18 protein-coding genes are annotated in these 16,533 nt (G+C 70.4%); 8 read left to right on the top strand and 10 right to left on the bottom strand.

Features of this window, described 5'->3' with window-relative positions:
• Positions 1-131 precede the first annotated feature (131 nt).
• From ACFV6H_RS33250 to ACFV6H_RS33240, 3 genes are all read left to right on the top strand, one after another.
• A complete protein-coding gene (locus ACFV6H_RS33250; RefSeq protein ID WP_384782128.1) occupies positions 132-1,415 on the top strand; it encodes a magnesium transporter MgtE N-terminal domain-containing protein in 1,284 nt (427 codons plus the stop codon).
• 7 nt (positions 1,416-1,422) lie between these two features.
• Positions 1,423-2,007: a DUF1003 domain-containing protein gene (locus ACFV6H_RS33245; RefSeq protein ID WP_385549905.1), complete on the top strand. Its 585-nt coding sequence runs from the start codon at positions 1,423-1,425 to the stop codon at positions 2,005-2,007.
• Between the two features lie 73 nt (positions 2,008-2,080).
• Positions 2,081-3,241 carry an Mrp/NBP35 family ATP-binding protein gene (locus ACFV6H_RS33240; protein ID WP_385549858.1) on the top strand — a complete coding sequence of 387 codons (1,161 nt, stop codon included), beginning with the start codon at positions 2,081-2,083 and terminating at the stop codon, positions 3,239-3,241.
• Between the two features lie 145 nt (positions 3,242-3,386).
• Here ACFV6H_RS33240 and ACFV6H_RS33235 read toward each other — a convergent pair whose 3' ends face one another.
• From ACFV6H_RS33235 to sigE, 5 genes are all read right to left on the bottom strand, one after another.
• On the bottom strand, positions 3,387-4,052 hold the full coding sequence (locus ACFV6H_RS33235; RefSeq protein ID WP_384782126.1) for a hypothetical protein: 666 nt from the start codon (positions 4,050-4,052) through the stop codon (positions 3,387-3,389).
• A gap of 116 nt (positions 4,053-4,168) precedes the next feature.
• Positions 4,169-4,630, bottom strand: coding sequence for a sec-independent translocase (locus ACFV6H_RS33230; protein WP_384782125.1), 462 nt, complete (start codon positions 4,628-4,630; stop codon positions 4,169-4,171).
• A gap of 127 nt (positions 4,631-4,757) precedes the next feature.
• The gene (locus ACFV6H_RS33225; RefSeq protein ID WP_385549854.1) at positions 4,758-6,431 is read right to left on the bottom strand and encodes a S1C family serine protease; all 1,674 of its coding nucleotides are present in this window, start codon (positions 6,429-6,431) and stop codon (positions 4,758-4,760) included.
• Between the two features lie 87 nt (positions 6,432-6,518).
• Entirely contained in the window at positions 6,519-7,409 is an 891-nt protein-coding gene (locus tag ACFV6H_RS33220) for a zf-HC2 domain-containing protein (protein ID WP_385549851.1), read from the bottom strand.
• Positions 7,406-8,164: an RNA polymerase sigma factor SigE gene (gene sigE / locus ACFV6H_RS33215; RefSeq protein ID WP_384782119.1), complete on the bottom strand. Its 759-nt coding sequence runs from the start codon at positions 8,162-8,164 to the stop codon at positions 7,406-7,408. The genes ACFV6H_RS33220 and sigE overlap by 4 nt, the downstream gene beginning before the upstream one ends.
• Before the next feature lie 182 nt (positions 8,165-8,346).
• Here sigE and ACFV6H_RS33210 point away from each other — a divergent pair, with 182 nt between their 5' ends.
• The gene (locus ACFV6H_RS33210; protein ID WP_384986149.1) at positions 8,347-8,982 is read left to right on the top strand and encodes an O-methyltransferase; all 636 of its coding nucleotides are present in this window, start codon (positions 8,347-8,349) and stop codon (positions 8,980-8,982) included.
• A gap of 313 nt (positions 8,983-9,295) precedes the next feature.
• Here the strand turns inward: ACFV6H_RS33210 and ACFV6H_RS33205 are convergent, their stop codons facing one another.
• Positions 9,296-9,463, bottom strand: a complete 168-nt coding sequence (locus tag ACFV6H_RS33205) for a DUF3117 domain-containing protein (RefSeq protein WP_003966491.1) — start codon at positions 9,461-9,463, stop codon at positions 9,296-9,298.
• Between the two features lie 311 nt (positions 9,464-9,774).
• Between ACFV6H_RS33205 and ACFV6H_RS33200 the strand changes: the two genes are divergently transcribed.
• Positions 9,775-10,578 carry an enoyl-CoA hydratase/isomerase family protein gene (locus ACFV6H_RS33200; protein WP_384986092.1) on the top strand — a complete coding sequence of 268 codons (804 nt, stop codon included), beginning with the start codon at positions 9,775-9,777 and terminating at the stop codon, positions 10,576-10,578.
• Positions 10,579-10,671: 93 nt separating this feature from the next.
• Here ACFV6H_RS33200 and ACFV6H_RS33195 read toward each other — a convergent pair whose 3' ends face one another.
• Together ACFV6H_RS33195 and ACFV6H_RS33190 are read right to left on the bottom strand one after the other, a co-directional pair.
• Positions 10,672-11,256, bottom strand: coding sequence for a DNA-3-methyladenine glycosylase I (locus ACFV6H_RS33195; RefSeq protein ID WP_093598412.1), 585 nt, complete (start codon positions 11,254-11,256; stop codon positions 10,672-10,674).
• Positions 11,253-11,606: a DivIVA domain-containing protein gene (locus tag ACFV6H_RS33190; protein ID WP_384986093.1), complete on the bottom strand. Its 354-nt coding sequence runs from the start codon at positions 11,604-11,606 to the stop codon at positions 11,253-11,255. The genes ACFV6H_RS33195 and ACFV6H_RS33190 overlap by 4 nt, the downstream gene beginning before the upstream one ends.
• 113 nt (positions 11,607-11,719) lie before the next feature.
• Here ACFV6H_RS33190 and folP point away from each other — a divergent pair, with 113 nt between their 5' ends.
• Positions 11,720-12,592, top strand: coding sequence for a dihydropteroate synthase (gene folP / locus ACFV6H_RS33185; protein ID WP_384986094.1), 873 nt, complete (start codon positions 11,720-11,722; stop codon positions 12,590-12,592).
• Positions 12,593-12,635: 43 nt separating this feature from the next.
• On the opposite strand, the gene ACFV6H_RS33180 is transcribed toward folP, so the two are convergent.
• Positions 12,636-13,385, bottom strand: a complete 750-nt coding sequence (locus ACFV6H_RS33180; RefSeq protein WP_384782111.1) for a TIGR00730 family Rossman fold protein — start codon at positions 13,383-13,385, stop codon at positions 12,636-12,638.
• A gap of 91 nt (positions 13,386-13,476) precedes the next feature.
• On the bottom strand, positions 13,477-14,556 hold the full coding sequence (dapE, locus tag ACFV6H_RS33175) for a succinyl-diaminopimelate desuccinylase (protein ID WP_385549845.1): 1,080 nt from the start codon (positions 14,554-14,556) through the stop codon (positions 13,477-13,479).
• A gap of 166 nt (positions 14,557-14,722) precedes the next feature.
• Here dapE and ACFV6H_RS33170 point away from each other — a divergent pair, with 166 nt between their 5' ends.
• Together ACFV6H_RS33170 and ACFV6H_RS33165 are read left to right on the top strand one after the other, a co-directional pair.
• Positions 14,723-15,715 carry a hypothetical protein gene (locus tag ACFV6H_RS33170; protein WP_385549842.1) on the top strand — a complete coding sequence of 331 codons (993 nt, stop codon included), beginning with the start codon at positions 14,723-14,725 and terminating at the stop codon, positions 15,713-15,715.
• A 373-nt stretch (positions 15,716-16,088) separates the two neighbouring features.
• On the top strand, positions 16,089-16,523 hold the full coding sequence (locus tag ACFV6H_RS33165) for an ATP-binding protein (protein WP_384986097.1): 435 nt from the start codon (positions 16,089-16,091) through the stop codon (positions 16,521-16,523).
• The last annotated feature ends 10 nt before the right edge of the window (positions 16,524-16,533 follow it).

Below are 16,533 nucleotides of genomic sequence, written 5' to 3'. Positions count from 1 at the left end.
ATGCCGCGCACACGCCGTACGGACCGTTCCACCAGGGCGTACCGCACCGGTACGGGCTAGCCTGAACCCGTTATCACGCTGGATAGAAGGACATTCAGGGACAAGCGCTCAGGGACAAGGAGGCGCGCGCGATGGCGGCTGGCGCTCCTCGGATCTTCGTCTCGCATCTGGCCGGTGCGCCGGTCTTCGATCCCAGCGGCGACCAGGTGGGCCGGGTCCGCGATCTGGTGGCGATGCTGCGGGTCGGCCGCCGGCCGCCGCGGCTGCTCGGTCTGGTCGTCGAGGCGCTCACCCGGCGCCGGATCTTCCTGCCCATGACACGCGTGACCGGTATCGAGTCGGGCCAGGTGATCACCACCGGTGTGCTGAACGTACGGCGCTTCGAGCAGCGCCCTACGGAGCGTCTGGTCCTCGGCGAGCTGCTGGACCGGCGGGTGCGGCTGGTGGAGAGCGGCGAGGAGGTGACGGTCCTCGATGTGGCGGTCCGCCAGCTCCCGGCCCGCCGCGACTGGGAGATCGACAAGGTCTATGTACGGCGCGGCAGGAAGGGCGGCGCGCTGCGGCGGCGCGGAGAGGCGCTGACCGTCGAGTGGTCGGCGGTCACCGGTTTCTCGCTGGAGGAGGAAGGGCAGGGCGCGGAGAATCTCGTCGCCACCTTCGAGCGGCTGCGCCCGGTCGATCTCGCCAACGCGATGCACCACCTCACACCGAAGCGGCGGGCCGAGGTGGCCGCGGCGCTGGACGACGACCGGCTCGCGGATGTGCTGGAGGAGCTGCCCGAGGACGACCAGGTGGAGATCCTCGGCAAGCTGGAGGAGGAGCGCGCGGCCGATGTGCTGGAGGCGATGGATCCGGACGACGCGGCCGATCTGCTCTCCGAGCTGCCCGAGGTGGACAAGGAGCGGCTGCTGACGCTGATGCGCCCGGACGACGCGGCGGACGTACGGCGGCTGATGTCGTACGAGGAGCGGACCGCGGGCGGTCTGATGACGACCGATCCGATCGTGCTGCGGCCGGACGCGACGGTCGCCGACGCGCTGGCCCGGGTACGCCAGCAGGACCTCTCGCCCTCGCTCGCCGCACAGGTCTATGTGTGCCGGCCGCCGGACGAGACGCCGACGGGCAGATATCTGGGTACGGTCCACTTCCAGCGGCTGCTGCGGGAGCCGCCGTACACCCTGGTCAGCTCGATCGTGGACAGCGATCTGCCGCCGCTGCACCCGGAGACTCCGCTCTCCTCGATCACCAGCTTCCTCGCCGCGTACAACATGGTCTCGGCGCCGGTGGTGGACGACAGCGGCTCGCTGCTCGGCGCGGTGACCGTCGACGACGTACTCGACCACATGCTGCCGGACGACTGGCGCGAGACGGACTACCACGGCCTGGAGGAGGAGGCGGTGGGCCGTGGTGAGTGACCACCGTATGGACAGGGACGGCGGCCGGGAGCGCGCGCGGGCCGTGCCCGGCATGGGATCGACGGCGCTGACACGCGGCGGCCGGAACCGTCTCGACCAGCCGCTGCCACCGCGCCGCAAGCTGCTGCCCGACTACGATCCCGAGGCCTTCGGAGTGCTCTCGGAGCGGATCGCCCGTTTTCTGGGCACGGGCCGCTTCATCGTCTGGATGACGCTGATCATCGCCATGTGGCTCGTCTGGAACATCACCGCGCCGACGTGGCTGCGCTGGGACCCATATCCGTTCATCTTCCTGACGCTGATGCTGTCCCTCCAGGCCTCGTACGCCGCGCCGCTGATCCTGCTGGCGCAGAACCGCCAGGACGACCGGGACCGGGTCACCCATGAGCAGGAGCGCAAGCAGAACGAGCGCTCCATCGCGGACACGGAGTATCTGACCCGGGAGATCGCGGCGCTGCGGATGGGCCTCGGCGAGGTCGCCACACGCGACTGGATCCGGTCCGAACTCCAGGATCTGGTGCGGGACATGGTGGAACACCGGGTGGTGTTCCCGGCCGAGACCGTCCATGGCCATGAAGACTCGGACCGCTGACAGACACTGACGGACACTGCCAGACAGCTGCCGGCCTTTCCCGTGGCGGCGCCGGGCGCCGTACCATCTGGGTATGGCTACCGACACGTACGGAACCGCCGTCCCCGCGGAGGACGCGGTGCGCGCCGCCCTGGCGACGGTGAACGACCCCGAGATCCACCGGCCCATCACCGATCTCGGGATGGTCAAATCCGTGGAGATCGGCGCGGACGGCGCGGTGGCTGTCACGGTGTATCTCACGGTGTCCGGCTGCCCGATGCGCGACACGATCACCCGCAGCGTCACGGAGGCGGTCGCCCGGGTCGAGGGAGTGACCCGGGTCGATGTCACGCTGGATGTGATGAGCGACGAGCAGCGGCGTGAGCTGACGGCGTCGCTGCGCGGCGGCACCGCCGAGCGTGAGGTGCCGTTCGCCAAGCCCGGCTCGCTGACCAGGGTGTACGCGGTGGCATCGGGCAAGGGCGGCGTCGGCAAGTCCTCGGTGACGGTCAATCTGGCCGCGGCGATGGCGGCCGACGGGCTGAAGGTCGGAGTGGTCGACGCGGACATCTACGGCCACAGCGTGCCGCGGATGCTCGGCACCGAGGGCCGGCCCACCCAGGTCGAGAACATGATCATGCCGCCGTCGGCGAACGGTGTGAAGGTGATCTCCATCGGTATGTTCACGCCGGGCAACTCGCCCGTGGTGTGGCGCGGACCGATGCTGCACCGCGCGCTCCAGCAGTTCCTCGCGGATGTGTACTGGGGCGATCTGGATGTGCTGCTGCTCGATCTGCCGCCGGGGACGGGCGATATCGCGATCTCGGTGGCGCAGCTGGTGCCGAACGCGGAGATCCTGGTGGTCACGACTCCGCAGCAAGCCGCGGCGGAGGTCGCGGAGCGGGCCGGCTCCATCGCCGTACAGACCCATCAGAAGATCGTCGGCGTGGTCGAGAACATGTCCGGTCTGCCCTGTCCGCACTGCGACGAGATGATCGATGTCTTCGGCACGGGCGGCGGCAAGATGGTCGCCGAAGGGCTGACGAGGACGACGGGCGCCACGGTGCCGGTGCTGGGCGCGATTCCCATCGACGTACGGCTGCGGGAGGGCGGCGACGAGGGCAAGCCGATCGTCCTCTCCGATCCCGACTCTCCGGCGGCGACGGCGCTGCGCGAGATCGCGGGCAAGCTGGGCGGCAGGCAGCGCGGTCTGGCGGGCATGTCGCTGGGCATCACGCCGCGCAACAAGTTCTGAGGGCGGTATGGGCTGAGAGCCGTGCGGGCACGCCCGTACGAGCATGAGTGACAAGCATGTGTAAGGGGCGACCGCAATGGCGGTCGCCCCTTACACGTTGCCCTGAGGTGGCTCTCTACGGGCCGTACAGGCCATACGGGAGCCCTTACGCGTCGTACGAGCGGATGTCCTCGATCACCGAGAAGCCGAGGCCGTACGCGCTCATCCCGCGGCCGTAGGCCCCGAGGTGCACATCGCCGCTCGTCGATCCGGCCAGCACCCAGCCGGACTCGGACTCGCGGTAGTGGAAGGGCGTCGGCACTCCGTCGACCGGCAGCGAGAGCACCGACCAGGCGGGCCCTTCCAGATCGTCGGCCAGCTCGAACGCGGCCTCCGTCTGCTGGTTCAGCCAGTCGTCACGCAGCGTGTGGTCGAGCTGCGGCGGCCAGGTCGCGGAGAGCAGGCCCGAGCCGGCCAGCCAGGCGGCCGAGGAGGCGGTGGTGGCGTCGAGATGGCCGCTGCCGTCACCGCTGCGGCGCTCGGGGCTGATGGCCACCGTGATCACCACCGCGAAGCGCTCCTGGTCAGCCGAGGCGGGATCCGGCCTTATCGACGGCTCCTCACCGTGGCCGGTGGAGCCGTGCCGTACGGTGCCGTCGGCCGTGGCTCCGACCTGCATCAGCCAGCGCGGCCCGGTGAACGCGTCGTCCAGTCCGTACCACGGGAACGGAGCGCGCAGATACTCCGCGACCGTGCGGCGCGCGAGCACCGGCGCTCCGTCGACGGTGGATGAACTGGCGCTCCGCGCCTCTGTCCGGCTCGTCGTCTCCATCTGGCCGGCGCCTCCTCGATCTCTCGCGTCCGCAGCGGCCCGCCCCCGACGGGCGCCTCACTGCCGGACAGATGGAGGATAGCCACCCCGTACCGGCTCGCCGGGATTGATGGGGCTCAGGTGGCGTCTGCGTCGAAGGGCGGGCGGTCGTCCCGAGCGGGCTTCTCGCGCTTCTTGAGCAGGTCGGGAGTGCTGGAGGAACCATTCGCCGAGGCGATCGGAGCCACCGGCGCGTCCGCCGCGGAGCCACTCTCATGGCCGTTCACCGCGTCGGCCACATCGGCCATCTCCTTACGGAGATCGAAGCTGCTGCGGATCTCCTTCAGTCCCAGATCGTCGTTGTCCATGAGCTGCTTGCGGACGAACGTCTTGGGATTGAGGTCCTCGAAGTCGAAGTCCTTGAACTCCGGGCCCAGCTCGGAGCGGATGTCCTCCTTGGCGCTCTCGGAGAACTCGCGGACCTTGCGGATGAAGCGCGAGGCGTCCTGGATGACCTTGGGCAGCTTCTCCGGGCCGAACACGAGCACCGCGAGGACCACGATCGTGACCAGCTCAAGTGCGCCGATGTCATTGAACACCTTGCTGCTCCTTGTGTTCTCCATGTACGCGGACGGAGGTCAGGGCCGTCCTGGCCTGAAGTGGTCGAGGTCCGGGCCGCTCCACGGTACCTGGCGCACCTGTCCGGGCGGTACCTTCGGGTGTCCGTCAGGTGCCGTCCGCGGAGCCCAGGGCCACCGTCAAGGTCCTTTCCCGGCCGCCGCGCAGCAGTGTCAGCTCCAGCCGGTCGCCCGGGCGGTGGGCGCGGATCTTGACGATCAGTTCCTCGCCGCTGTGCACGCGCCGGCCGTCCACCTCGGTGATGACGTCTCCCGCCTGGATCCCGGCCTTGGCCCCGGGACCGCCGGAGGTGACCGCAGGACCGCCGTCGGCCGCCTTCGTACCGACCCGGGCGCCGTCGCCCGCGTACTCCATGTCGAGGCTGACACCGATCACGGGATGGGTGGCCTTGCCGGTGTTGATCAGCTCCTCGGCGACGCGCTTGCCCTGGTTGATGGGTATCGCGAAGCCGAGACCGATGGATCCCGACTGGCCGCCGTCGAGGCCGGCGCCGCTGTCCGCGGCGCGGATGGCGCTGTTGATACCGATGACCCGGGCCCGGGTGTCCACCAGAGGACCGCCGGAGTTGCCGGGATTGATCGGGGCGTCGGTCTGGAGGGCGTCGACATAGCTCACATCGCTGCCGTCGCCGCTCTCACCGCCCGCGGTGATCGGGCGCTCCTTGGCGCTGATGATCCCGGAGGTCACGGTGTTGGACAGGTCGAAGGGAGCGCCGATGGCCACGACCGGATCGCCGACCCGGACATTGTCGGAGTTGCCCAGCGGCAGCGGTTTGAGTCCGGAGACTCCGGTGACCTTGACGACGGCGAGGTCGTAGCCGCTGTCCTTGCCGACCAGTTCGGCCTTGGCGGTCTGGCCGCCGCTGAACGTGACGGATATCTCGCCGGAGGATCCCGCGGGCTGGACGACATGGTTGTTCGTCAGGATGTGGCCCTGCCGGTCGAGAACGAAGCCCGTGCCGGTGCCCTGTTCGTCGCTCCCACTGACATGGAGGGTGACGACGCTGGGCAGGGCGCTGGCGGCGATGCCCGCGACACTGTCGGGCGCCCGGCCGCCGGACTCCCGGTCCGCCTGCGGGAGTTCGACGCTGGTGAAGCCGTCGTTGCGCTCGATGTACGCGCCGACCGCGCCGCCCAGCACACAGCCGGCGAACGCGAGGAGGACCGCGCCCGCGACTCCGGCCCTGCGCCGCTTGGCCGGCCGCGACTCACCGCGGTAGGTCAGCGGCTGCTGCCCGGGGACGGGCGCGGCGGTGTTCCACGGGTCGTACTGGACCCACTGCGACGGCTGCGACGGCTGCGGCTGCTGGTGCTGGTGTGGCTGCTGGTGCTGTGGCTGGTGCGGCTGCGGCGGTGGGTAGCTCTGCGGGCCCTGCTGACGCGCCTGTTGGCCCGCGTACGGCGGTGGCAGCGGCGTACCGTGCGCCGGCGTCGGGAGCTGTACGGGCGGCGCGGGCGCCCAGGGCCCGGGCCCGCCGTAGGGCGGTGTGCTGTACTCGTCGGGCTCATGCAGCGGCTGCGGTCGCTCCTGCGGTACGGAAGCCTGATCGGCGGACGCCGCGAGCCGATCGGCGGGCGCCGCGAGCGCGGGCCCGGGAGCGTGCTCACCGGACCCTGACACCTCGTCGGCGACGGGAGGCAACTGCGCCGTCACCTCGCCGCCGTGCACCGGCGGCACCTCAGGCTCCTGCGGTATCGCGCGTCCCGCTGGGGGACGGCTCCACCATGTCGCCTTGGGTCCGGTGGGCTTCCCGTCGTCCATGCTCTCCCCGCAACTGCCGCTCCGCGCCCCGACAGAGGCACCCCTGTAAGGATTCAACCAGGTTTACGAACGTTCGCGCAGGGCCGCTCAGCGCCGGGTCGAGAACGTGCTTGCAGGCAGCGTCGGTGCGGCGAGCTGGGTGGGACTGGGTGTGGCGGTGTAACCGGTCCCGGAGACCGCGTCGATCTGGACGGCCGGATCCGCGGGCCGTATCAACGGCGGCTGTACGGCGCCCATCAGAATGCCCGGCGCGAACGGGTGCTCGGAGAGCGTCTGGGTCTGGAACACTCCGGGCGGCGCCTCGGCGGCCCTACGGTCCACGGAGTGCGGCAGCAGTCCACCGCCTCCGCCCTGGCGCCGGCCCGACTCACCGCCCGCCGGCGTGATCGTGCCGGGAGCCCGCATCGGCGTCACATTGTTGCCCGAGCCCCTGGGCAGGGCATCGGCGGCCGTGCCGAGCGGCATCGTGCCGCCGAGGGCCATCGCGGCGAACGACACCGCGCTGGCGGCGGCGAAGGCGAAGCGCCGTCCGCGCCACGGCGAGCGCTCGGCCTCCTGGCGTGCGACCTCATGGATACGGAAGCCGGAGCCGCTGGACAGCGCGCCCGCGTGGGCACCGGCCGGGACATAGCCGAACCCGTCCGTGCGCACACCGAAGCCGTCCGAGCTCACACCGAAGACGCCCTCACCAAAGCGCCCCCCGTCGAACAGCCCCTTTGTGTTGTCATCATCTCCCGGAGATCCGCCGGGCAGTCCCTGGAGTCGCGCGAGCAGCCCCGCGGAGGGCGCCGGCGGGGCCGTCTTGGCGAAGACGCTCTTCAGCCGTCGCTGGGCGTCGGCCTCCGCCTTGCACTTGGCGCACGTCGCGAGATGGGCCAGCACACGCTCACGCGCGTCATGGTCCAGCTCTCCGTCCACCAGGGCGGCGAGCCGGTCGCCCAGATGCTGCTCGGCGGGGGTCGGGCTTGTGCCACTCACGCCGCTCCGCCCTCCCCGGCCACGCTCACAAAGGCGCGCTGCTCGGCTCGGGCCTCGGGCGAACGGTGCTGAAGGGCCTTGCGCAGATGCGAGCGCCCGCGGTGGATCCGGCTCCGTACGGTGCCGAGCTTCACACCGAGCGTGGCCGCGATCTCCTCGTACGACAGGCCTTCGATGTCACAGAGCACCACGGCGGCGCGGAACTCGGGCGCGAGGGTGTCCAGCGCCTGCTGCACGTCCGCGTCGAAGTGGGTGTCGTGGAAGGCCTGCTGAGGCGACGGCTCACGGCTGGGCAGCCGCTCCGCGGCGTCGTCCCCGAGCGCGTCGAACCGGATCCGCTGCTTGCGGCGGACCATGTCCAGGAAGAGATTGGTGGTGATCCGGTGCAGCCAGCCCTCGAAGGTGCCGGGAGTGTACGTCGACAGCGAGCGGAAGACCCGGACGAAGACTTCCTGGGTCAGGTCCTCGGCGTCGTGCTGATTGCCCGTGAGGCGGTAGGCAAGGCGGTAGACACGTCCGCTGTGCGTGCTGACGATCTCCTCCCAGCTGGGAGGCGTCCACGCCTGCGATTCCGCATCCGATGCGAAGGTCGCGGTAACTGCGGAGTCGGTGGAGCGAGAACGGTCAGCGAAGTTGGTCACGGATCTCGGCTTGCCGGCCGACCTGAGATAGCGCGTCAGCGCTCCTCCCCGATCCACAGGCGCAGCCGCACCTCCCCTGTCGGCTCTGGTGGTGTCCAGTGGAGCCCCTACCATAGCCACTCCGCCCGTTAGCTCCGGATAAGAATCTTTACGCGAAATTCGGACCGGCCCCCGCGCCGACCGAGCTGAATCACGAGAGAGCCACACCCCTGCATAACGCCTGGTCCCATCTGCGGGTTCCCGGGCGCAGCGGATACAGTCACCGTTGCGCCGCCAACGGGGACAAGGAGAGGGTCATTACCGCCAACCGGCAGACGAGCTGGGCGTTCGCCGACGCCTTTGTCGCCGAGGACGAAGCACTGCGCTGGGCCCGGGACCGGGCCCGTGAGACAGGGCTTCGCTCGGTGTCACCAGGCACCGGAGCCGCGCTGCGTCTGCTCGCCGCCACGCTGGACGCGAAGGCGGTGGCCGAGATCGGCACCGGCACCGGTGTCTCCGGGACGTATCTGCTCCTGGGCATGCGGCCGGACGGCGTCCTGACCACGGTCGACACGGAGCCGGAGCGCCAGCAGTTCGCCCGGCAGACCTTCCGGGCGGCCGGATTCACGGGCAACCGCGCGCGGTTCATCCCGGGCCGGGCCCTGGACGTACTGCCCAGGCTCGCCGACGGCGGATACGACCTGGTCTTCTGCGACGGCGACCGCCTTGAGTGCATGGACTATCTCGCTGAATCGTTGCGGCTGCTCCGGCCCGGCGGACTTGTCTGTTTCGAGGGTGTCTTCGCGGACGGCAGGACGGTCGACTCGGCGGCCCAGCCCGCGGAGGTGCTGCGGCTGCGGGAGCTGCTGCGGACCGTACGGGAGAGCCCGGAGCTGCTGCCCACGCTGCTGCCGGTGGGCGACGGGCTGCTGTGCGCGGTGCGGCGCGGCTGAGGCCGCGAACGGCGCGCGGGACGCGGTACGGGGCCGTAACACCGCTGGACATCACACTGCCCCGGTACGGACTCTCATCCGTGCCGGGGCAGCGTCGGTGCCGGTCCGCGCGGGCGACCGTGCACCCCGAAGACTGTGAGCCTTCCGCTCAGGCCCTGTCCGGTCGATCTTCGTGGGCCCGGAACGCCTGGCACGGCACCTCGCCGCGTTGTCGGAGTCGGCCAAGTACGTCCAGTACGAGTCCGATCCTCCGCCTTGCGATGCACCGCACCAGACGCCCCGGCCTGATCCACGAAGATCGACCGGACAGGACCTAGCCGACGACCTTCTTCAGCGCGTCGCCCAGCGCATCCGCCTCGTCCGGAGTCAGCTCGACGACAAGCCGACCGCCGCCTTCGAGCGGAACGCGCATGACGATGCCCCGCCCCTCCTTGGTCACCTCGAGCGGGCCGTCGCCCGTTCGCGGCTTCATGGCCGCCATGCTCGTTCCCCTTCCTGAAACCAGCTCATCGCAGCCGGCGGCCCCATCACAGGCGCTGTGTCACCGGCATCGAACACATTGCTTCCAGCCCATTATCCCGCATGGCGGGACCCGATGACCAACATCGGGCGGCATCGCTTATGCAACGCGCTCCCGCAAAACCACTCAATTCGGCGATCCGCCTGCGATACTTCGCCGCCGCGCCCGCCACGGCGGCCCGGCATTCTTAGACGCAGGTCACATGCCGTCGCCGGTGATCTCCGCCATGCTGGGGCCGGACAGGACTGCCCGAGCCGCGAAGGGACCCGATCATGGCCGACACCGTGCTCTACGACGTGACTGACGGACTCGCAACGATCACGATCAACCGGCCCGAGGCCATGAACGCGTTGAACGTCGAGGCCAAGGTCGCGCTCAGGGACGCGCTGCGGGCCGCCGCCGACGACAGCGGTGTACGGGCCGTGCTGCTGACCGCCTCGGGCGACCGGGCGTTCTGTGTGGGCCAGGACCTCAAGGAGCACACCGCCCTGCTCGAAGCGGACCGCGAGCGCGGCTCCGGGGACACCATGAGCACCGTACGGGAGCACTACAACCCGATCCTGCGGGCGATCACCGAGATGCCCAAGCCGGTGGTGGCGGGCATCAACGGGATCGCGGCGGGCGCGGGCCTCGGCTTCGCGCTGGCGGCGGACCACCGGCTGGCGGCGGACACCGCCGCGTTCAACACATCCTTCGCGGGCGTCGCGCTGACCGCGGACTCCGGTGTCTCCTGGACGCTGCCCCGGCTGATCGGCCGCGGCCGGGCGACGGATCTGCTGCTGTTCCCGCGCTCGGTCAAGGCGCCGGAGGCGTACGAGCTGGGCCTGGTCGACAGGCTCGTACCCGCGGCCGATCTTCCGGCCGAGGCCGCCGCGACGGCCCGCGCGCTCGCCTCGGGTCCGACGCTCGCGTACGCGGCGCTGAAGGAGTCGCTGGCGTACGGCGCGGCACAGTCGCTGGCGCGGACGCTGGAGAAGGAGGACGAGCTCCAGTCGAGGGCGGGCGCCTCCGAAGACCACGCGATCGCGGTGCGGGCATTCCTGGCGAAGGAGAAGCCGAGGTACGTGGGCCGCTGACGCGGACCGGACGCCGGAGCCGGCGCGGGGGCCCAGGACCCGCGCCAGGGACCCGCGCCGGAATCCGCCAGGGATCCGCCCAGGGATCGTCCGTCAGGGATTGCGGAAGGCGCAGGCGGCCAGATGGTCGTTGACCAGACCGCAGGCCTGCATGAGCGCATAGGCCGTGGTCGGGCCGACAAAGCGGATACCGCGCTTCTTCAGGTCCTTCGCCAGCGCCGTGGACTCGTCCGTGACCGCCGGGATGTCGGCCGATGTCCTGGGCGCCCGGCGGGCCGGATCGGGCGCATGGGACCAGATCAGTGTGGTCAGCTCGCCCGCGGGCCACTCCGCCAGGGCGCGCGCGTTGGCGAGCGTCGCGTCGATCTTGGCGCGGTTGCGGATGATCCCGGGATCGGCGAGCAGCCGCTCACGGTCCGCGTCGGTGAACTCCGCCACGGACGCGATCTTGAACGAGGCGAACGCCTCGCGGAAGCCCTCGCGCCGGCGCAGGATCGTGATCCAGGAGAGACCGGACTGGAAGGCCTCCAGGGACAGCCGCTCGAACAGCACGTCGTCGCCGCGGACCGGCCGGCCCCACTCGGAGTCGTGGTACGCGACATAGTCCTCCGTGGACAGTCCCCATGGGCAGCGCAGCCGCCCGTCGGGTCCCGCCACCACACCACCGGCAGCGCTCATCGGCCGCTCTCCTCTCCCGGTTTCTTGAAGAGGTCGGGCGAGGAGACCGCTGTCGCCTGGGCCCCGGCCAGCGCCGCCTCCAGCTCCGCGATCCGCGCGTCCCGCTCGGCGAGCTCCGCGCCGAGCCGGCCGAGCACATCGTCCACCTCCGCCATCCGGTAGCCGCGCAGGCCGAGCGGCAGCCGGAGCATCTCGACATCGGCGCGGCCGACGGGACGGGTCAAGGGCAGGGGATCCACCAGCCGGTCCGGCGCGGCCTCCGGCAGGACCGGCTGATCTCCGCCGCCGATGACCGCGAGCGTGACCGCGGCGACGACCACGACCATCGCGATGAGCAAGAACAAGAACACGAGCTTCTCCCCTGGCAGGAAAACGTCCGGTGCCGATGGTGCCACGGGAAGGCCGTTAAGGTCGCAGACGAGCGGACGTGAGGCAGGCGAGCGGACGCCAGGAGGGAGCAGGGATGCGCGGCGGGACTCTGCGGCTGGGACGTCGGGAATTCGACGCGTACGAGCCGGTGATCATGGCGATCGTCAACCGGACCCCGGACTCCTTCTACGACCAGGGCGCGTCCTTCCACGACGAGCCCGCCCTCGCCCATGTCGAGCGCGCGGTGGCCGAGGGCGCAGCGATCATCGACATCGGCGGAGTGAAGGCCGGGCCCGGCGACGAGGTCACGGCCGCGGAGGAGGCACGCCGTACGGTCGGCTTCGTCGCCGAGGTGCGCCGCCGCCATCCGGATGTGGTGATCAGCGTCGACACCTGGCGGCACGAGGTGGGCGAGGCGGTCTGCGAGGCGGGCGCCGATCTGCTGAACGACGCATGGGGCGGTGTGGATCCCAAGCTCGCGGAGGTCGCCGCGCGGTACGGCGCGGGGCTGGTCTGTACGCATGCGGGCGGAGCCGAGCCCAGGACCAGGCCGCACCGCGTCGGCTACGACGATGTGATGGCCGACATCCTGCGGGTGACGCTGGGCCTGGCCGAGCGCGCCCTGGCGCTGGGAGTGCGCCGGGACGGGATCGTCATCGATCCCGGGCACGACTTCGGCAAGAACACCCGGCACTCGCTGGAGGCGACGCGCAGGCTGGGCGAGATGACGGAGACCGGCTGGCCGGTGCTGGTCTCGCTCTCCAACAAGGACTTCGTGGGCGAGACGCTCGACAAACCGGTCAAGGAACGGCTGATCGGGACACTGGCGACGACGGCGGTGTCCGCGTGGCTCGGGGCCCGGATCTACCGGGTCCACGAGGTCGCGGAGACCCGGCAGGTGGTGGACATGGTCGCGGCCATCGCCGGTCACCGTCCGCCGAAGGTGGCCCGCCGGGGCCTGGCCTGACCAGCGGGCCAGTCCAGGCCCCGGCGGGCCACCGGACTACTTGCTACTTGCCCGTTTCCTTGGTCACCAGCGCGACCGCTTCGTCCACATCGTCCGTGACATGGAACAGCATCAGATCCTTCTCGGACGCCTTGCCCTGCGCGACCACGGTGCTCCGCAGCCATTCGACCAGCCCGCCCCAGTACGCCGTGCCGAACAGCACGATCGGGAAGCGGGTCACCTTACGGGTCTGGACCAGGGTCAGCGCCTCGAACAGCTCGTCCAGTGTGCCGAGACCGCCCGGCAGCACCACAAAGCCCTGCGCGTACTTCACGAACATGGTCTTGCGGACGAAGAAGTAGCGGAAGTTCACACCGATGTCGACATGCGGATTGAGCCCTTGCTCGAAGGGCAGCTCGATCCCGAGCCCCACGGAGATTCCCGACGCCTCCCGAGCCCCCTTGTTCGCCGCCTCCATCGCGCCGGGACCGCCGCCCGTGATCACCGCGAATCCGGCGTCGACCAGCGCCGCGCCGATCCGGACGCCCGCCTCGTACTCGGGAGAGCCGACCGGAGTGCGCGCGGAGCCGAAGACGCTGATGGCGCTGGGCAGTTCGGCGAGCGCGCCGAAGCCCTCGACGAACTCCGACTGGATACGCATCACTCGCCAGGGATCGGTGTGCACCCACTCCGAGTCGCCTTCGGTGTCCAGCAGCCGCTGATCGGTCGTACCGGGCTGCACCTGCTCCCGTCTGCGGATCACCGGTCCGAGCCGCTGTTCCTCAGGCTTCCGCGCTCCGTCAGGCATGCCCATGACCCGCTCCCTCCGCTGCTGTGCGTTGTTCTGGGCAAGGGTAGGTCCCTGGGCGTGACAAACGGCGAAATTCCGGCAGACGATCAGACCGTCACTTGGTGAGCCAGTCGCGCAGACGTTCCTCGCAGTGAGTGATCCGCTCGACGGCCACGCGCTCGTCGCGCTTGTGGGCGAGCAGAGGATCACCCGGACCGTAGTTGACCGCGGGCACTCCGAGTCCGCCGAACCGCGAGACATCCGTCCAGCCGAACTTGGGCCGTGCCGTACCGCCCACGGCGGTCATGAAAGCCGCGGCGGCGGGATGCGAGAGACCTGGCAGCGCCGCTCCCGAGTGGTCGTCCACCGTGAACTCCGCGATCCCGCAGTCCGCGAAGACCTCATGGACATGGGCGAGGGCCTCCTCCTCGCTGCGGTCCGGGGCATAGCGGTAGTTGACGGTGACGGTGCAGGCGTCGGGGATGACGTTGTTGGCGACGCCCGCCTCGATCCGTACGGCGTTGAGGCCCTCGCGGTACTCCAGACCGTCGATCACGGGCCGGCGCGGCTCATACGCGGCGAGACGGTTCAGGATCGGCGCTGCGCTGTGAATGGCGTTGGAGCCCATCCAGCTCCGCGCGGAGTGTGCCCGCTCACCAGTGGTACGGAGAAGGACCCGTAGCGTGCCCTGGCAGCCGCCCTCCACCTCACCGTCGGACGGCTCCAGCAGTACGGCGAAATCGCCCTCCAGCCAGTCCGGGTGTGCGTCCGCCATATGTCCGAGTCCATTGAGATCCGCGGTGACCTCTTCGTTGTCGTAGAAGACGAACGTGAGATCACGGTTTGGCTCGGGGACCGTGGCCGCGATACGCAGCTGGACGGCCACTCCCGCCTTCATGTCGCTGGTGCCGCAGCCCCACAGCACTCCGTCCTCGTCCAGTCGCGAGGGCACATTCGCGGCGATCGGGACGGTGTCGACATGACCGGCCAGGATGATCCGCTCGTCCCGTCCGAGCCGTGTCCTGGCCACGACATTGTTGCCGTGCCGGTCGACGGTGAGATGAGGCAGGGCACGCAGCGCCTGCTCGATCGCGTCGGCGAGCGGCTTCTCCTCGCCGCTGACCGACGGGAAGTCGACCAGGCACGCGGTGAGCGCCGGGCCGTCCAGAGTGAGGTCGAGCACGTTCTCAGACATGCTGCGACCCTAGTACGCCCGGCATGCCCGGCCCGCTGGACGGGATGTCCGGCACGCTGCACAGGATGCCGGCCCGGCGCCGTGGCGGTCCAAGGCCGGTGTCCCCCGGGATCCGGCTCCCGTACGGGTGATCCGACTCCAGTTCCGACTCCAGTACGGTGGGCCCGTGTCCGAGACCGCTCCCCCCTCCCGTCGCGGCCGTCTTCTGCGTATCGCCGCCGCGCTCGTCGTACTGCTGGCCCTGGCCGGATATATGGCGGTGCAATACATGTCCGGCGGCGGAGGTGCGCCCAGGTGTGTGGTCCGGGCCACGGATCCGACGGGTGACAACGGTTCGGGCGACACTCCCACCTATGAGATGAGCCCGGAGCAGGCCGCGAACGCGGCGACGATCTCCGCGGTGGGCACCACCCGTGGACTGCCCGAGCGCGCGGTCACGATCGCGCTGGCGACGGCCCTCCAGGAGTCCGCGCTGCGCAATCTGAACCACGGCGACCGGGATTCGCTCGGTCTCTTCCAGCAGCGCCCTTCGAAGGGATGGGGCACGGCGAAGCAGATCCTCGATCCGGTCTACTCGGCGGGACAGTTCTACGACCATCTCGCCAAAGTCCCCGGCTACTCGCGGCTGCCGCTCACCGAGGCGGCCCAGCGCGTGCAGCGCAGCGGCTTCCCGCAGGCGTACGCGAAGCACGAGCCGGACGCGGCGCTGCTGGCCGCGGCGCTCACCGGCCGGTCCGCGGCCTCGCTGACCTGCTCGGCGCCGGACACCGCCGTGGCCGGTGATCCGGCGAAGGTACGGGCCGCCCTGGTGCGCTCCTTCGGATCCGGAGTACGGCCCGCCGACTCGGACACCGGAGTGTCCGTGCCGGTGTCCGCCACCACCGGAACGGGCCCGGACACCGCCATGGACACGGTCGCGGACGCGAGCGGCGGCCCGGCGGGCGAGGGCTCCTCGTCCCGGCGCGGCTGGGAGCTGGCGCACTGGGCGGTGGCACAGGCCTCCGTCCTGCGGATCGACGAGGTCACCTACGCGGGCCGGGTATGGAGCGCGAAGAAAGCGGACCAGGGCTGGCGGCGGGCCGACACCTCCGAGCCGTCCGGCAAGGCCGGGGAGCCCGGCAAGACCGCAGCCGAGGTCCGTATGCGCACCGCGCGATAGCCGGCCCGTTCACACCGTCGTACCGACACACCCGCACCGGCATCCTCGTACCGGCATACCGGGCCATATCGCGCACCGCTCAGCAGTACGACTACTCCCCCGGACGGGCGAGTCCTCTGCTCTTCCGACGGCATTTCTTCCGATGATTCGGCAGCGCCCGTCTCATCGGCCATTTCCCTTGCGCCCCAAGGGAAGTGACGATTCATCAGACAGCACAGGACACCCGCATTTGCCCGCTTTCCTCCATCGCCGACAATACGACGCGTTATCAAGCCGTTACCTCGGTGCACCGCAACTTCCGGCGCCCTTCGAGGGGTTGTCAGGCCGTCCGATCGACGGACAAGCACTGTTTCCCTCCCGTCAAAGGAGCATCATGTCCCTCCCCGTGACCCGCCGGATCGCCCGTGCCGCGCTGCTCGTCGCCGCCGGCGCAGCTCCCGTGATCGGTGCGGCCGGCTCCGCGAGCGCGGCGGCGCTGCCGCAGACCCCGGACCTGGGCGCGGTGAGCGCGCTCGACGGCGCCGCCGTGGGCAGCACCGTGGACACCGGCGCGCGGCAGGCCACCGAGGTGGCGGGCGACCTCGGCGGCAAGGCCGTCAAGAAGGGCGTCCCCGCCGCGGGCAAGACCGTCGGCTCGGTCGGCAAGACGGCGACGCCCGCCGTCCAGAAGGTGGCCGGCGACACCACGGGAAGCGCCGGTGAGCTGCTGGGCACCGCCGCCTCGACCGCCGCGAAGGGCGCCGGATCCGCGCCGACCGGCGCCCTCATGGGCGGCCTGCCGATCCAGGGCCTGCCGATCGGCGGCTGACGCGCGAGGC

Origin of the sequence: Streptomyces sp. NPDC059743 (assembly GCF_042732975.1) — a bacterium.
GTDB lineage: Bacteria > Actinomycetota > Actinomycetes > Streptomycetales > Streptomycetaceae > Streptomyces.
The sequence above is the reverse complement of the archived record's forward strand: the minus strand, read 5'-3'. Positions and strand labels throughout refer to the sequence as shown.

What these genes read in the sequence shown, in the direction of transcription:
- ACFV6H_RS33250 (WP_384782128.1), top strand. Translation starts at nt 132, where the DNA reads ATGGCGGCTGGCGCTCCTCGGATCTTCGTCTCGCATCTGGCCGGTGCG.
- ACFV6H_RS33245 (WP_385549905.1), top strand. Translation starts at nt 1,423, where the DNA reads ATGGACAGGGACGGCGGCCGGGAGCGCGCGCGGGCCGTGCCCGGCATG.
- ACFV6H_RS33240 (WP_385549858.1), top strand. Translation starts at nt 2,081, where the DNA reads ATGGCTACCGACACGTACGGAACCGCCGTCCCCGCGGAGGACGCGGTG.
- ACFV6H_RS33235 (WP_384782126.1), bottom strand. Translation starts at nt 4,052, where the DNA reads ATGGAGACGACGAGCCGGACAGAGGCGCGGAGCGCCAGTTCATCCACC.
- ACFV6H_RS33225 (WP_385549854.1), bottom strand. Translation starts at nt 6,431, where the DNA reads ATGGACGACGGGAAGCCCACCGGACCCAAGGCGACATGGTGGAGCCGT.
- sigE (WP_384782119.1), bottom strand. Translation starts at nt 8,164, where the DNA reads ATGGTAGGGGCTCCACTGGACACCACCAGAGCCGACAGGGGAGGTGCG.
- ACFV6H_RS33205 (WP_003966491.1), bottom strand. Translation starts at nt 9,463, where the DNA reads ATGGCGGCCATGAAGCCGCGAACGGGCGACGGCCCGCTCGAGGTGACC.
- ACFV6H_RS33200 (WP_384986092.1), top strand. Translation starts at nt 9,775, where the DNA reads ATGGCCGACACCGTGCTCTACGACGTGACTGACGGACTCGCAACGATC.
- ACFV6H_RS33195 (WP_093598412.1), bottom strand. Translation starts at nt 11,256, where the DNA reads ATGAGCGCTGCCGGTGGTGTGGTGGCGGGACCCGACGGGCGGCTGCGC.
- folP (WP_384986094.1), top strand. Translation starts at nt 11,720, where the DNA reads ATGCGCGGCGGGACTCTGCGGCTGGGACGTCGGGAATTCGACGCGTAC.
- ACFV6H_RS33180 (WP_384782111.1), bottom strand. Translation starts at nt 13,385, where the DNA reads ATGGGCATGCCTGACGGAGCGCGGAAGCCTGAGGAACAGCGGCTCGGA.
- dapE (WP_385549845.1), bottom strand. Translation starts at nt 14,556, where the DNA reads ATGTCTGAGAACGTGCTCGACCTCACTCTGGACGGCCCGGCGCTCACC.
- ACFV6H_RS33165 (WP_384986097.1), top strand. Translation starts at nt 16,089, where the DNA reads ATGTCCCTCCCCGTGACCCGCCGGATCGCCCGTGCCGCGCTGCTCGTC.